This window comes from Parapedobacter sp. SGR-10 (assembly GCF_011030405.1).
GTDB lineage: Bacteria > Bacteroidota > Bacteroidia > Sphingobacteriales > Sphingobacteriaceae > Sphingobacterium.
The window spans coordinates 15,964-31,327 of the sequence record NZ_JAAJTJ010000007.1; the positions used below are offsets into that span (position 1 = coordinate 15,964).

The window sequence follows — 15,364 nt, forward strand, 5'->3', positions numbered from 1 at the left end:
ACTGAAGCTGTGGCTTAGCGCGGTGGGGTGAAGCAATCTAAAACCATTAAGGTGTGATGAGAGTCTGGGATAATTCCATAAATCCTTAGATTGCTTCGTTATTCATTCTCGCAATGACGTTGGTTGAATATTAATACCTCAAAAAATCCTGATAGACTCCTTGATAAAAAGCTTTGGCAATATTGAGCAGGCTGTCTGTCTTTGCCATGGGAAAATCCTTGTTCTGCAAATAATTGAGGGACTTGCCCACATTGTCGAAGGATACTACCTGTTCGGGCGTAATAATGCCAAAGGCGTCTTTTGAATTGTAAAAAGTTACCGGTGTTGTGGTGGTATTGAACAAGTCTTTGCTCCAATGATACCTATTCGTCGGCAAGTCTAATTGGCGAAGTAGCGTATGCGCCAAGTCGGTCTGTCCACCTATGCGGTGGAACACTTTTCCCCGGTATTGTTTTTTGATGACATCGCCATAAAACAACAACGGGATATGAAACCGTTGTGGTTGGGACAGATCCCATTTGTCGGCTGGAAGCCGATGGCCGTGATCTGCAATGAAAATAAACAGGGTGTTTTCGTACCAGGGTTGATTTTTCGCTTGGCTAATAAAGTCGTACACGATAGAATCTGTATAATGGGCTGTACTCCTGAATTTGTTCGCATTGGTGTCATCCCCAAATTTGTATGTGCCATTCAACCGAAAAGGTTCATGGTTGATCAACGTGAAGATTGTCGAAAAGAAAGGGGTAGGTTCTTTTTTTAAATCTTTCAACATCTTCTGAAAGACCAAATGGTCGTACACCCCCCACGAAGTACGTTCGGCATGTATGCTAAAGTTGCTGATATCAACGACACGGGATATACCATGTGTCAGCATATAAGACTTGAAATTATAAAATTCACTTTGACCGCCATGGTAGAAGGAAGTCGAATAACCAATTGAATCCAATTCCTGACCTATGGCAGGCATATTTTCATGTTTGGTGATATGTTTGATAATACTCTCAGGACCTTGTGCCGGGAAGCCACTCATCGTACCAATGATACCTTTATCCGAACGGTCTGCGGCCGCATAGACTTGATCAAACAGGATGCCGTCAGCAATAAGTTTTTCCATTTGGGGAGTTACACCTTCTTCTCCTCCCAAAGATTTGACCAGATTACCAACAAAGCTTTCTAAAATAACGAGGACAATATTGGGGCGTTTGGTTTGGAGTACCCACAAGGCAGAATCAGGTTCATTTTGAAAGACAGGTTGTAGTATCTGCTGTATTTCCTCTTTCTCTTTGTAAAAGTAATAAGGGTTCTTCGAAAGATTGCTGCCCGAAAAATAATCACTCAACAATGCCCAATGGGTATTGACAGCAGCATGATTGTAAAATGAATGGTCTGTAAAATAGGCTTTGCTGGGGTTGAGTGTTGCCGGTCCGTAACCTCCACGGATAAACGTGAATAAGATAAAGGCACCGATCAGTAGCTTGGAAAAATTGGGTACGAGCCCCTTGATATTGTACAAGTGTACATTTTTAAACATCTGTCGATACAGATAATACCCGCCACCTACACCCAAAGCAATAGCGAGCAAAGGAATAAATACGGGTGTAGCTTCTGCCGAGGCTACTGCCCCTGAAGGGGAAGCCCAAAAGGCGTCAATGGCTCGTTTGGAAATCTTGTCTCCCCATTCTCTGTAAATATTGATATTGACAAAGGAAACCGCAAAGAATACAAATAGTAATATACCTGTATATATACCAAGGATTTTACGTATGGATGGAGGATTTTTAAAGAAACTCAAGGTGCAATAGACCAAGAAGGGAAGAGCACAAATGTAGGATGCTGTCGAAAAGTCCAAAGCAAGTCCGTGAAAATAAATACGGAATACATCTATCCAATTGGAAATCCCTATTTTCTCATAAAAAGAAAATATGAATACTAACCTGTCTGTAAAACAGATGATTAGCCAAAATAAGAAATAGCGTATGAGAGCTTTTGCTTCATTTACGATGAGGGGCATGCATATTCCATTAAACGGGCAAATTTACATTAAATTAACACACAATTCATCATCTTTTAACGATTTTTAATAGAATGTTAATCTTATCTTCTCCCAATCCTTATCAGATTTATTGTGCTTTATACTGGTCCCCTGTCCGGCGAGGTGTGCCCAAAAGCCATAGTTGGTTGCCGGAGCATAGTCTACAAGTTGTTGTTCGAACCAAGCAGCGCCATCCAACCAATTTTGCTTATATTCGTAAATGAAATGCAAGCCGAGTATTTCACGGTCTTTATAGGAGAGATTGCCTGTTTCGTTGAGTGTACGCATGAGTTTGTTGATACCTTCATTTTCCGTCTGTCCCAACGCCCATTTTTGCAACAGGTCCGGATCTGAAATGCTCGTTTCGGTATTCATGAAGAATCGATTTGAAAATTTCTTTAACATGAACCGAAAATAATCTCTACGCAACAGCCCATCTAAGATGTGGTTGATGTTTTTTTTGTTCTGCGAAGATATTCGCTCGGAAAGAAAATGATAGGTAAGGATAGGCGATAGGGATCCAATGGCCAGATAAGGGGAGAGCCGTACGTAAAGGTCTTGATGGCCTGCCTCTGTTTGGAGAACGGATTCCAATTCGGCCAAAGCTGCCTTTTCACCATAATCGTATGGAAATTTTGTCTTACCATGCGTAGGCAATATCGTTTTTTCCAGATGGGGAGGAATATGGATTTGTGCAATATCGGGTAGGGCCTTTCTGACAGAGCTTTCTTTTTCTATTTTCTTGCGGAAAGTATTGAAATCTTCGGGGATATCGCGAATAGGGAAGGGAAGGTCTTCCTTGTGGTATAGGGTGTGACCTATGAAATGCTTAAGGTTGATTTTGATCTTCCATAAAGCCTCTTCTACTCGTTCAGAAATGTCCGTTTCGCGTTTGGCAACTTCCCGGTGATGGTACACCTCGTCCACGTCATATTTTTGGACAAGGTGAGGAATAATCTCTTCGGGCAGTCCTTCGTAGGTCAACAAGTCTCCACCCAAATGCTGGATTTTCTCTTTTAGAGACATGACAGTCCGTAAAGTATATTCGCGACGTAACTGTCCCGTGTTGAGAAAACCACGTTGGTTGACTTCGTAATATCGGGTATCAAAGATGTATACCGGTACGATGAAATCAGCCTTCTGGACGGCATTGTACAATATTTCATTGTCATGTATCCTTAAATCGTTTCTAAACCATACCAGAATAACCTTTTTGCTCATTGATTTGTCTTTAACTTAGAGACCCTCCTAAGAAATATCCAATAATTCTTTTATACTTTTTTGTTTGTCGCTGATCAATCCATACATATCTAAAGCATATACTGCAAAACAAACTTTTGCGTATTTGCTCTTTTGAAATCGTCTTCCGCCAATAGCCGGATAAATCTATACACCCCGGTAATTTATCGATGTTTAAACAATGAAAAGTGTATGTAAATACAACAAATATAGCATATTTACGTGCAATTATAGGGATTGTGAATCAATATTGACATAATATAAACAAAACGTTGCTGAAACAAAATGGAATAGATACGGTTTATATAGATACAAATTCAGTAGTGTTTTGATATGGAGGTTTTGGTTAGTGGTCTTCACTCATATTTGGGAAGGGCAAGTGTAAGCTACCTTCCGGACGACGGTTACCATGTGTACGGCCTGTCACGTGATACGCGCTTACTGTCGTACAAAACGAATATTCCTATCACAGCCAATATTACCAATGTCGACCTTATCAGGCGAGGGAAGGCTTATGAGGATTTTCGTCTGGACACGTTGGATTTAAGTTTTTATTTTACACAGATACCTGACTTAGACGATACGATAGCCATTCGGTACGAATTACTGTGTTTGCGCCACTTTATTTTGCTGTCTCAACGCAATGGTTGCAACAGGATAATCTATGTAGGCCGTATGTACGATAAATACTGCTTGGAAGGTATTAAAGCTTTGTTTGTAGAACTTCAGGTGGCTTACACCATCGTACTCAAAGATATAGCTATAGGTACAGATACGTCATTTGGACGCTTCTTGACAAAAATATCGGCAAACAGGTATGTATTTCTGTTTCGTCCGACAGAGAGATGTACGTTTTGTCCATTTGTGTTGGAAGATATTTTTCGATGGATAAAGCAGATACCGTGGAAGGAGGCTTTCGTGAATGAAGAGATTGAGTTTGGTGGTGCGCAGCTATGGGAATTGAAAGATATGTTAGTTGAGCAGGCCAAATATTTGAAAATCAATAATATGAAACGGATATTTTCCGTTCCGAACAAATATGCAGTACAATTATTGAATCAATTTCTTTATGGTATGCGCGCAGATTTGTACGATGAGTATATTCACCATATTACGAAAGGAAAATTTGCCGACAATTCGAAATGGCAGTCTCGGTTTTCATTTGAGTTTACGCCTATCCTATTCCAACCCTTTCCACCACTCGGTGTTTGATGGGATATCGTTCATGTAGACGATTTGCCCAATAGCTGGTAAAATGAGATTGACTTGATTTTCCTTGGCAGCTTTGGTCACACGTATCAAAGGTTCGTCCCAAGCATGGTTGGCCAATGGAAACTTTGCCGAATGTACGGGAATGACGTATTGTGCATGTAAATCTTTGGAGGCAGTGATCACTTCTTCGGGCATCATGTGTATGTATTTCCACATTTCGTTGTACTGTCCGTTTTCCAGAATAGCAAAATCAAAAGGTCCGTATTGATTACCTATTTCCCTAAAGTGTTTGCCATAGCCACTATCACCGCCTATGTATATTTTTTTTGTGCCTTGCAAGATAAATGAAGACCATAGGGTCGTATTTCTCTTGAAGGTACGTCCGGAAAAGTGCCTTGCAGTGGCCGATGTGAATTTGAGCCCTGCGACACTGGTCGAATCTCCCCAATACAGTTCTGTTATATTTTCATTTGGGTAACCCCATTTTTCGAGATGTGCTCCTACGCCAAGTCCTGTTACGATATGTTTGACTTTGTGCTTGAGCTTCATAAAGGTATTGTAATCCAAATGATCCCAATGGTCATGCGTGATGACGAGAATGTCAATCTCGGGCATGTCTTCAGCCGTATAGCTGTACTCGCTATTGAAAGCACGGACACTGAGACGCACGGGGGTGGCATATTTGCTGAATACAGGGTCAACGAGAATTTTTTTCCCATCCAATTGTAAGAGGTAAGAGGAATGTCCAAACCAAACGTATAGATTACTGTCTATGGGCAAGTGGTGGAGGTTGTTCTTTTTGACCGGGATCAAGCTTTTGGGAGAATTTCTTTCTCTTTTGCTTATGAAACTACGTAAAACATCGGTGTAGGAAGTACCTTCGGCCAGATCCGGAGTGTGTTCTATATTGTTAAATGCACCATCGCGATAGTTTGCTTTGCTTTCCATAAGGGCTAGACGTTCACCCGAAGGAACAGCCCCGAACCGATCATGACGCATATATAGAAGTCCTCCCACGATCAAGAGCACTATGAGGATAAGTAGAATTTGCATGCTTCGGACCAAAAATTTTTTCATACTGAATTGAATTTTCAAAACTAGTAGAAATTATCTAATCTAAAAGTCATAAAGACTTCCGAAGCATTACTTAATAATCCTTTTTATCTTATTTGATTTTTTGATCAATTTGTGTAGCCCTTCGTAATCTTCTTCTTTTATTTTGTCGTGAAGCTTCTGTAGCTGTTTGATATGTTCTTCGAGAACTTCCAATACGTTTGCGCGGTTTTGCTTAAAGATAGGGGTCCACATATCGGGCGATGATTTGGCCAGACGTACCGTAGATTCAAAACCCGATCCGGCTAATTCAAAAATACGGCCTTGGGACTTCTCTTTTTCCAGTACGGTCAATGCCAGTGCAAAAGAAGTCAAATGCGAGATATGGGATACGTAGGCGGTATGCATATCGTGCTCTTCGGCATTCATGAAGAGAGACTTCATTTCCAATTGTTCGGTGATGGTATCGGCCAGATCGAAAGCGTCTTCATCGGATTTAAAAGCCTCTACATAAACCATGTTCTTGTCCTTGAAAAGATCGGGAATTGCTGCTTCGGGCCCGGAATATTCGGTTCCGGCCATAGGGTGGGCGGCAACGTAGCGACCCCGTTTTGGGTGATCGGCAATCTGTTGCAGGATATTGATCTTAGTAGATCCCATGTCGATGACTACATGATCGGTGATGCGATCCAGGATATGAGGTGTAAGCTGCATGATGGCATCCACGGGTACGGTGAGGATAATGACCTTGCACTGTGCGATCGCTTCATCCAATGTCAGAAATTCGTCTACCAAATGAAGCTGGAGTGCTTTTTTGCGGTTTGCTTCGCTTTTATCAACACCGATGATTTTGTCGTATTGTTTGGTTTCTCTCAACTTTATGGCTGCCGAACCCCCAATCAATCCTACACCTACTATGGCTATATTCATTTTTCTACGATACTAATGTTTAATTGTTCGCAAAGTTAAGATAAAGTATTCTTAATACGATCAATTGCTTCTTCAAAAACCGAAGGTGGGGCGCATAAGCTTATGCGGATATAGCGTTCGCCTGCCGAACCGAATATACCACCCGGCGTGATAAACACATGGGAATCGTACAGTACCTTGTCGCAGATTTCGTAGCTATCCTTGAAATGTGTAGGAATTTTTGCCCATACAAATAATCCGACCTGGTCTTTGCTGTATGTACATCCCAATAGGTCCATAATTTCAAAAACTTTTTCTCTGCGTTTGCGGTACTCCTCGTTCAGTTGTGTGTACCAGGATGTATCGACTTTCAGTGCGGTAGCAGCGGCCAGTTGTAAGGGGAGAAACATTCCCGAATCCATGTTACTTTTGAAACGTAGAATTTCATTGATCCGTGTTTCGTTAGCGATCAGCATGCCGATGCGCCATCCGGCCATGTTGGAAGATTTACTTAAGGAATTCAATTCTATAGCCACATCCAATGCACCTTCTACAGAAAGAAGGCTTTGGGGCTGGTCATTCAATATAAAACTGTAAGGATTGTCATGGCATATCAATATGTTATGTTTCCTGCCAAAGGCAATGATCCTTTCGAAAAAAGTTGTATTCCCCAATGCACCTGTGGGCATATGCGGATAGTTGATCCACATCATTTTTACGGCTGACAGGTCGGACTTCTCAATTTCTTCCAAATCGGGAAGCCAGTGTGTATCTTCTTTCAGTTCGTAGGGAACGATCGTTGCCCCGCTGATACGTACCGCACTGGTATATGCCGGATAACCGGGATTAGGTACAAGTACCTGATCGCCATCTTGAAGATAGGTCATGCAGATATGGACAATACCTTCTTTGGAACCAATGAGCGGTAATATTTCTGTGTTTGGATTGAGTGTGACGTGATAATACCTTTGGTACCAATCGGCCATGGCCTGTCTGAGCGCCGGAGCACCCTTGTAGCTTTGGTATCCATGGGTGTTGGGCAAGGCTGCTTGTTCGCTCAATACCTTGATGACATCGGGGTGGGGTGGGAGGTCCGGGCTGCCTATACCCAGATTGATGATTTTGTGGCCAGCTTTGTTCAGCTCGTCGATCTCCCTCAGCTTTTTCGAAAAGTAGTATTCTTCCGTATGTTGTAACCTTTTGGCAACCTGAATGTCCATGATGTTTGAATTTGGCACTAAATTTATAAAATCTAAATGGTTTTGTGGATATTCTTGCAAAAGATTTCAATCACTTGTTTTTTTCTGTATTCAACAAGGACTTTGGAAGTCTTTAGGATGATCTTTTTTATGATTCTTGTGATGGTAATACTTTGCTTTCCGGACGGTGGATATCCAACAATTCTGCTTTTTTCAAAAAAATGTTTGTATTGACAGAAAAAGTTATGTATCTTCGGGTACGTACCCAATTATAAACTCTCGATTTGCCTAAAGATTGTCATTTCATGTTTGGGTAAACAATATATTGTTGGGGCTTATTTATGGTGAGAATCACACTTTGTCGTTAGTATGGATTTGTGGTCATGGTCATATTCAAAAAAATATAAGAGCACAACTATTGTGGTATAGAAATGGTATACATCAGGTTGTGTTACAGATATTGATAAAGAGTTAATGTTGAATTAATATAGAGTTTGTTTATTTGCATTGAAAAGTCCTGCCAGAGATAAAGAGGCAGTTATATTTTAAACAGTACTTTAGCGTATGTATCATCTGTATAGTGAACACGAACTTTTATTGGCTCTTAAACATGGAGACGATAGGGCTTTTGCAGAGGTTTATGAGCGCTATTGGGAACCTCTTTTTAAGCAAGCCCTATCTATGACTCATGATGAGGATATGGCGAAAGACATTGTTCAGGATAGTTTCGTTTGTCTTTGGGAGAAAATTTCGCATACCGAGATTACTAAATCTTTGCGGTCCTATCTGTTTATAGCTGTTCGTTCACGTGTGCTTAATCAGTTTGCACATGGAAAAGTGCAGGCGAAATATTTGGAATCCTTGGCTTCGTACCTTACCGAAGGTGAAAACCAAACAGATCTTCCTTTGCAAGAGAAGGTACTACAAGAACAGATAGATCGACAGATCGCCTCACTGCCTGAAAGGATGAGGACAATCTTCGAGATGAGTAGAAAAGAGTATATGAGTTACAAAGAAATAGCTGATGAATTGTACCTCTCGGACAAGACTGTGAAAAAACAAATCAGTAGAGCGCTCAAGATTTTACGGGTGAAATTAGATTTTCTCTTAAGCTTAACCATTGTTCTTTTCTTCTTTTGATAACCAAAACCTGGTTTCTTTTTAAAATTTTCAATTTTTTTCTTTTTGTGTACTACTTCCATGGTGGGTATCCTGTCTTCAATATATAGAGATACTGACTGATATACATGTATGGAACATAAGGAAGTTAAAGAATTATTGAAAAAATACCTGGCAGGCACATGTTCTCCCGAAGAAAAACGACGTATTGAAAGTTGGTATGCGGACCAATCCGAAAAACGTGATGAAAAGATATTTCAATATGATCGGGAAAAAATAAAGGAAGAACTTTGGGTAGATATTGTCAAAAACAAATCTGCCGGCAAGCGAAAGATCCGTTTGCGGCAGGCAACTATAGCCGCGGCAGCGGTTGTTCTGCTCGGTTTATTTCTCTATATTTTCAAAGAACCAATTTTACATCCGCAGCACAATGTTGTACAAGCCGAAAATTCACCTGTATTGCCCGGAGGCAATAAGGCCATATTGACGACAGGTGGAAAGCAGTATGTACTGAGCGATATGGCTGATGGCGTGGTCGAACAAGGAGATCATTTTAGAGTGGTCAAACAAGAAGATGGTGTTGTTTCTTTTGATGTAATCGAACAGTCAGGCTCTGCTGTGCCTGTTCTCAATACTATTGAGACTCCCAAGGGAGGGATATATAGGGTGACCCTGCCCGATGGATCGAAAGTATGGCTCAACAATGCATCTTCTATATCCTTTCCATCTAGTTTTGAAGCGCATCAGCGGGTGGTGCATATTCGAGGTGAAGTGTATTTTGAAGTTGCTCACGATGGCAGTCGCCCCTTTAAGGTATTGACACCACAACAGGAGATCGAAGTTCTGGGGACGAAATTCAATATTAATGCATATGAGGAAGAACCATTTGTCCGGACCACATTGATACAGGGCAGTGTCAAGGTCAAAGGACAGTCCAGCACACAGATACTCAAACCGGGATATGAAATGATATCTGCAAAAGACGGGCAGGATAAGATCGCACGAGCTGATATGTCTTCCGTCATGGCTTGGAAGGAAGGTATATTCCGGTTTGAGCGTGTACGCCTAGATGTACTGATGCGCCAACTGGCCCGATGGTATGATATAGACCTGGTCTACCAGGGCGCACTACCCAAGGATGAGTTTGTAGGTCAGATACGAAGAAGCGAACATATTGATAAAGTATTGGAAGTATTGCAGGACGGAAACGTAGATATCGTCCTGGAGGGTAGAAAATTAATTGTCGGACAAAAAAAATAAATGTATGGAAGAAAGAACCGTAGCATAGGCTTGGACAAAAAAACGGAAGTGCTACCAACACCTCCGTCAAGACCTTATCAGATAAGGTGTCCAAATCAGAAAAAATGACGTTTGTAAATCAAAAATCCTTAATTCAAACATTGCAAAAATATGAATTTAAACTGTTTAGGTAAAATACCTATCTACAAATTTCACTGTTCACAAATATTTCGACTTATGCGATTGACCATATTCTTTGTGATTTTGGGTACGCTGTTGTCTACAGCCAAGACCTATTCCCAAAAAGTCAGTTACAAAGGTGAGTATGTTTTGTTGGAAAAAGTTCTCAAGGACCTAGGCAAACAAAGCGGGCACCACCTTTTCTACAAGTACAATGAGATCAAGGATGTCCGGATCCGTAACATAGCATTGGTCAGTGTGGATCTTGAGACCGCTATGAAAGAGATTTTGGACGATCTTCCTTTCGAATATAAGATCAAGGACAATACCATCATTGTCAATAAATCATCAAAACCGAAAACTAACGTATACGCAGAGCGTACGAAGGTACAGACGCCTATATCGGGAACAGTGAGAGGAGTGGGAGGAAGGATACTTCCCGGGGCAACAGTATCGGTCAAGAATACAAATATTAGTACGATTACGAATCAGGAAGGCGTATTTCAATTGACAAATGTACCGTCTGATGCTGTGCTTGTGGTCAGTTTTTTGGGCTATGAACGGCAGGAAATCAAGATCGGTAACCGACAAACCATAGACGTCGTTTTGTCCGAAAATGAAACTTCTGTGGAAGAAGTGGTCGTGATCGGTTACGGTACCGTAGACAAAAAGGATCTGACAGGTTCGGTAGGAATAGTAAAGGTGGAGGAGTTGACCAAAGCTCCTGTTGCGTCTTTTGACCAGGCATTGGCCGGTCGGATAGCTGGTGTGCAGGTCTCTGCGGCAGAGGACGGACAACCGGGATCGGGGATGAATATTGTTATTCGTGGAGCTAACTCCTTAACGCAGGATAACTCACCATTATACGTCATCGACGGTTTCCCTATTGAAAACCCGGAGAATGCAGGTATAAACCCGGACGATATCGAGTCGATAACCGTATTAAAAGATGCTTCTGCCACAGCTATTTATGGTTCGCGGGCAGCAAATGGTGTCATTGTAATCGAAACCAAAAAAGGGAATGTAGGTGCTCCCGTTATTACCCTTAATTCATCTGTCGGCCCACAGATGACACCTAAAAAGATGGAAATGCTGAGCGCATACGAATTTGTGAAATATCAGATAGAGCGCTACGGCAATAGTGGTATGGTAAGGTACACACCTGCAGATCTGAACCCATCGCATGCCTCTTATGATCCGGCAGGTGCTTCCTTGGAATCTTATCGGAATATACAAGCTATAGACTGGCAGGACGAACTATTTAAAACCGGCCTTACCCAAATACATAATTTTTCGATCCGGGGTGGAACCAGGGAAACGAGATACTCTATCTCGGGTTCTGCCTACGATCAGGATGCGATCATCCTCAATACAGGGTATAAACGTTATCAGGCAAGAATTTCACTAGACCAGACCATCAATAAGAAGTTCAAGGTCGGGATGAACGCGAATTATAGCTACCAAAAAGGTTACGGACAAATTTTAGGACGTACTTCCGCGACATCTTCTACGACTATCAGCGGCTATCTGCTATATTCTACATGGGGATATCGTCCTGTCACCGGAAGAGAGGGGGATCTTGATTATGAATTGGGAGATATATTGGACGATATTGTAGACGAAGATGTTGACGATGAGGGTTCGGACTTCCGTATCAACCCCTTAGTTTCTGCCAGAGAAACGTTGCGCGAGCGTATCACGAACAATTTTACAACAAACGCCTACGCCACCTATAATTTTACAGACGACCTGGAACTGAAAGTAACTGGTGGTTTGACAGGTGTAATGTATCGCAACAATGCTTTTTACAACAGTAAAACGGTGCGAGGGACACCTTTGCGACCCAATAATATCAACGGTGTTAACGGATCTATCCGAAACAATCAACGGTTTGATTGGCTGAACGAGAATATCTTGACCTATAAAAAAAGAATCAACAGGGTGCATCGTCTGGAAGCGATGGTAGGGATGACTCACCAATCTAGACGCTCGACATTGGACGGGTTTTCCGCTATACAGGTTCCTAACGAAGAACTTGGGATATACGGTTTAGCGCAGGGATTGCCTTTAGAAAACTTTATCGGTGCAAGCGAAAGCAGGTTGCAGTCTTTTTTTGCGCGTGCAAATTATAACTACAGATCTAAATACCTCTTTACCGCGACTATGCGGGCAGACGGTTCGTCAAAGTTTTCGCCTCAAAACAGATGGGGATACTTTCCTTCCGGGGCATTTGCATGGAATATGGGAAGAGAAAACTTCTTTAAGGATATCCCTGCTGTTTCCGATGCCAAGCTGAGGATCAGCTACGGAGTAACAGGTAATAACCGTGTCAGTGATTTTGCTTATCTGCCTGCTGCTGAATGGAATGACCTAGCGAGTTATTCTTTCAACAATGTCCGTTATTTCGGGTTGAATATGGATCGATTGAGCAATCCTAACTTGAAATGGGAAAGTACCACACAATTTGATATTGGTTATGACTTGAGCTTATTTAAAGAACGTATCAACTTTGTGTTCGACTGGTATCGCAAAACGACAAAAGACCTGTTATTGAATGCACAGATACCCTACACCACAGGGTATAGCACTGCCTTTAAAAATATCGGAAGTGTACGCAATCAAGGTCTGGAATTCACTTTAAATACGGTCAATGTTCGCAGCAAAGATTTTATATGGGAAAGTAATTTCAATATCAGCTTCAACAAAAATAAGATATTGGCATTGAATGAAGATCAGCCGAATATGCTTTCCACGATGAGTTCCTTCGTCACCAGAATGGCGCAGGAGCCGATGTACATCGCTGAAGTGGGCGCACCTGCCGCTATGTTCTATGGACATATTTGGGACGGTGTTTACCAATACAGTGATTTTGACGAAATATCCTCCGGAGTGTACAGACTAAAGACGAATATTCCCGATAATGGCGATTCAAGAACGACTATTCAACCGGGAGACATCAAATACAAAGATCTGAACGGAGACGGTGTGGTCGATGCGAGCGATAAGACCGTTATAGGAAGTGGCTTGCCAAAGCATTTGGGCGGGTTTACCAATAATTTTAGCTACAAAAATTTTGATTTGAACGTACTGTTCCAATGGTCTTATGGAAACGATTTGCTCAATGCCAACCGTTTGATATTCGAAGGAAATATCACCAATGTGCATCACTTTAATCAATATGCAAGCTGGGCAGACCGTTGGACACCCGAAAATCCGAGCAACACCATACACCGCGCAGGTGGAGGCGGCCCACAGGTCATTTCTTCCCGTGTCATTGAAGATGGTTCGTACCTGAGACTGAAAACAGTGATGCTGGGATACACCATTCCGCAATCGGTGGCAAAGCGCATAGGACTTAGTTCCTTGAGATTGAATGTCGCCGCGCAGAACCTGTTGACATGGACCAATTATTCAGGTATGGATCCTGAGGTATCTGTGCATAATAGCGTGCTGACCCCTGGGTTTGACTTTTCGGCATACCCGCATGCCCGTACGTTGGTTTTTGGTCTTAAAGCGAGATTCTAAAATTATAGTAATGATGGTGACTATTAAAAGAAATATTATGAAAACATTAAAGAGTTTATTTGCCGTGCTCATTATTTTGATAGGCAGTTCCTGTTCAAATTTTCTAGACACCGAGCCGGAAGATTTCCTTTCTCCCGAGTTTTTTTACAAAAATGAAGAGCAGATAAATACGGCTTTGATCGGGATATACAACAAGATGTCCGATACACGAAACGGAGCCCCGCTGTATTCGTCAGCATATTTTACCTTTATGGGAACCGAAGGCGATGACGGGCTATACCGCAAAGGACCGGAGCGTACCCTGCCCGGACAGTTTTTATACAACCCTAGTGCGACTCACGTGGCCAATTTATGGAGAGCATTGTACGAGGGGGTAAACCTGGCCAATATGATGCTCGAAAAGCTGGACGATGCTGATATGGACGATGCCAAAAGAGAAATAGTAAGAGGAGAAACCATGTTTTTGAGAGGGTATTACTATTTTCTGTTGGTGTCCAACTACGGAAATGTACCGATGCCATTGCAGTCGACTGATACACCGGATTTCAATGACATAGAGCAGGCTCCTCCAACGAAGGTCTACGAGCAGATTACCAAAGATATGGAAGCAGCCTATGAGCTTGTTCCTACCGCTACGGAGGTAGGTTTCGGTGGCAGGGTCAACAAGTCTGCCGTTGCGGGGATACTTGCCCGCGTATATCTGTATTGGGCAGGTGAACCGATCAAGGATGTCTCGAAATACCAGAATGCCAGAGACTGGGCCTACGTTGTGATCAGTTCTGGCGAACATGAACTGAATCCATCTTTCGACGATGTATTTAGAAGATTAGCGGCAGATGAATACGATATCAAAGAATCTATTTGGGAAGTAGAGTTTTTTGGTAACCGTACCGACCGACCAAGACAGGCAGGTATGTTGGGGAACTATATCGGTATATATACGACTAGTCCGGAGGTAGGAGTCAGTAATGCCAATGTATGGGGATCAGGTAGGCTTTACCTATTGTACGAAGAGGGAGATTCCCGCAGGGACAGGACATTAGCTCCGTTTACCTATTCTCCATCGGACTCCAATATTGAGTCACCCCTCGCCAATACTGCTATTTGGACACGCTATGCCGGTAAATACAGGCGGTCGGAAGAAACGTTTGCTCCTAAATCACAGGGATATACACCTATCAATTTTCCTTTGCTCCGTTATGCGGATGTGTTGCTGATGTTTGCGGAAGCAGAAAATGAATTGAACGGTCCGAGCCCGGATGCAGTCAAATATTTCAATATGGTTCGACGTCGAGCATTTGGATTTCCTTATACCGATGCAGATCTACTGATCCCGAATCCTATAAGCGATGTGGCGGATGAGGATAAAACCGATAAAGTATCTTTTCTATTGGCGATTCAGGACGAGCGTTCCAGAGAACTGGCGTTTGAGTGTCTACGTAAGTTTGATTTGGTGAGATGGGGGACTTATATTTCTTCGATGAGAGCGCTTTCCGACCTTTATCTGACGGCAACCGAGCCTTCGGTTCCTTCAGCACAGGCGAGAACAGTCGCAGCGGCATTGGGAATGATTACGAATAGACATAAGTTGCTTCCGATACCTACGCGTGAGATGAATCTGAATAGGAAACTGGTACAGAATCCAGGATGGTAACGC

10 protein-coding genes are annotated in these 15,364 nt (G+C 42.3%); 5 read left to right on the top strand and 5 right to left on the bottom strand.

Translation table 11 applies throughout. The features are described from left to right. Window positions 1-130: 130 nt before the first annotated feature. On the bottom strand, window positions 131-2,011 hold the full coding sequence (locus G5B00_RS07450) for an LTA synthase family protein (RefSeq protein ID WP_163872870.1): 1,881 nt from the start codon (window positions 2,009-2,011) through the stop codon (window positions 131-133). Window positions 2,012-2,077: 66 nt separating this feature from the next. Beyond that, window positions 2,078-3,253 carry a deoxyribodipyrimidine photo-lyase gene (locus G5B00_RS07455; RefSeq protein WP_163872873.1) on the bottom strand — a complete coding sequence of 392 codons (1,176 nt, stop codon included), beginning with the start codon at window positions 3,251-3,253 and terminating at the stop codon, window positions 2,078-2,080. Window positions 3,254-3,604: 351 nt separating this feature from the next. Between G5B00_RS07455 and G5B00_RS07460 the strand changes: the two genes are divergently transcribed. Continuing rightward, window positions 3,605-4,483, top strand: a complete 879-nt coding sequence (locus tag G5B00_RS07460) for a hypothetical protein (protein ID WP_163872875.1) — start codon at window positions 3,605-3,607, stop codon at window positions 4,481-4,483. On the opposite strand, the gene G5B00_RS07465 is transcribed toward G5B00_RS07460, so the two are convergent. From G5B00_RS07465 to G5B00_RS07475, 3 genes are all read right to left on the bottom strand, one after another. Beyond that, the gene (locus tag G5B00_RS07465; RefSeq protein ID WP_240894419.1) at window positions 4,451-5,560 is read right to left on the bottom strand and encodes an MBL fold metallo-hydrolase; all 1,110 of its coding nucleotides are present in this window, start codon (window positions 5,558-5,560) and stop codon (window positions 4,451-4,453) included. The genes G5B00_RS07460 and G5B00_RS07465 overlap by 33 nt on opposite strands. Before the next feature lie 66 nt (window positions 5,561-5,626). Then, complete coding sequence (locus G5B00_RS07470) at window positions 5,627-6,466, bottom strand: prephenate dehydrogenase (RefSeq protein ID WP_163872877.1); 840 nt, start codon at window positions 6,464-6,466, stop codon at window positions 5,627-5,629. 35 nt (window positions 6,467-6,501) lie between these two features. Next, window positions 6,502-7,665, bottom strand: a complete 1,164-nt coding sequence (locus G5B00_RS07475) for a pyridoxal phosphate-dependent aminotransferase (RefSeq protein ID WP_163872881.1) — start codon at window positions 7,663-7,665, stop codon at window positions 6,502-6,504. 543 nt (window positions 7,666-8,208) lie between these two features. Here G5B00_RS07475 and G5B00_RS07480 point away from each other — a divergent pair. From G5B00_RS07480 to G5B00_RS07495, 4 genes are all read left to right on the top strand, one after another. Beyond that, complete coding sequence (locus tag G5B00_RS07480) at window positions 8,209-8,784, top strand: RNA polymerase sigma factor (protein WP_163872884.1); 576 nt, start codon at window positions 8,209-8,211, stop codon at window positions 8,782-8,784. A gap of 111 nt (window positions 8,785-8,895) precedes the next feature. Further along, the gene (locus G5B00_RS07485; protein WP_163872888.1) at window positions 8,896-10,023 is read left to right on the top strand and encodes a FecR family protein; all 1,128 of its coding nucleotides are present in this window, start codon (window positions 8,896-8,898) and stop codon (window positions 10,021-10,023) included. A gap of 216 nt (window positions 10,024-10,239) precedes the next feature. Continuing rightward, complete coding sequence (locus tag G5B00_RS07490; protein WP_240894420.1) at window positions 10,240-13,707, top strand: SusC/RagA family TonB-linked outer membrane protein; 3,468 nt, start codon at window positions 10,240-10,242, stop codon at window positions 13,705-13,707. Between the two features lie 37 nt (window positions 13,708-13,744). Then, window positions 13,745-15,361: a RagB/SusD family nutrient uptake outer membrane protein gene (locus G5B00_RS07495; RefSeq protein ID WP_163872890.1), complete on the top strand. Its 1,617-nt coding sequence runs from the start codon at window positions 13,745-13,747 to the stop codon at window positions 15,359-15,361. Window positions 15,362-15,364: the final 3 nt, after the last annotated feature.

Bases quoted from the DNA above. Each gene is read 5' to 3' on its own strand.
- G5B00_RS07450 (WP_163872870.1), bottom strand. From the start codon at position 2,011: ATGCCCCTCATCGTAAATGAAGCAAAAGCTCTCATACGCTATTTCTTA.
- G5B00_RS07455 (WP_163872873.1), bottom strand. From the start codon at position 3,253: ATGAGCAAAAAGGTTATTCTGGTATGGTTTAGAAACGATTTAAGGATA.
- G5B00_RS07460 (WP_163872875.1), top strand. From the start codon at position 3,605: ATGGAGGTTTTGGTTAGTGGTCTTCACTCATATTTGGGAAGGGCAAGT.
- G5B00_RS07465 (WP_240894419.1), bottom strand. From the start codon at position 5,560: ATGAAAAAATTTTTGGTCCGAAGCATGCAAATTCTACTTATCCTCATA.
- G5B00_RS07470 (WP_163872877.1), bottom strand. From the start codon at position 6,466: ATGAATATAGCCATAGTAGGTGTAGGATTGATTGGGGGTTCGGCAGCC.
- G5B00_RS07475 (WP_163872881.1), bottom strand. From the start codon at position 7,665: ATGGACATTCAGGTTGCCAAAAGGTTACAACATACGGAAGAATACTAC.
- G5B00_RS07480 (WP_163872884.1), top strand. From the start codon at position 8,209: ATGTATCATCTGTATAGTGAACACGAACTTTTATTGGCTCTTAAACAT.
- G5B00_RS07485 (WP_163872888.1), top strand. From the start codon at position 8,896: ATGGAACATAAGGAAGTTAAAGAATTATTGAAAAAATACCTGGCAGGC.
- G5B00_RS07490 (WP_240894420.1), top strand. From the start codon at position 10,240: ATGCGATTGACCATATTCTTTGTGATTTTGGGTACGCTGTTGTCTACA.
- G5B00_RS07495 (WP_163872890.1), top strand. From the start codon at position 13,745: ATGAAAACATTAAAGAGTTTATTTGCCGTGCTCATTATTTTGATAGGC.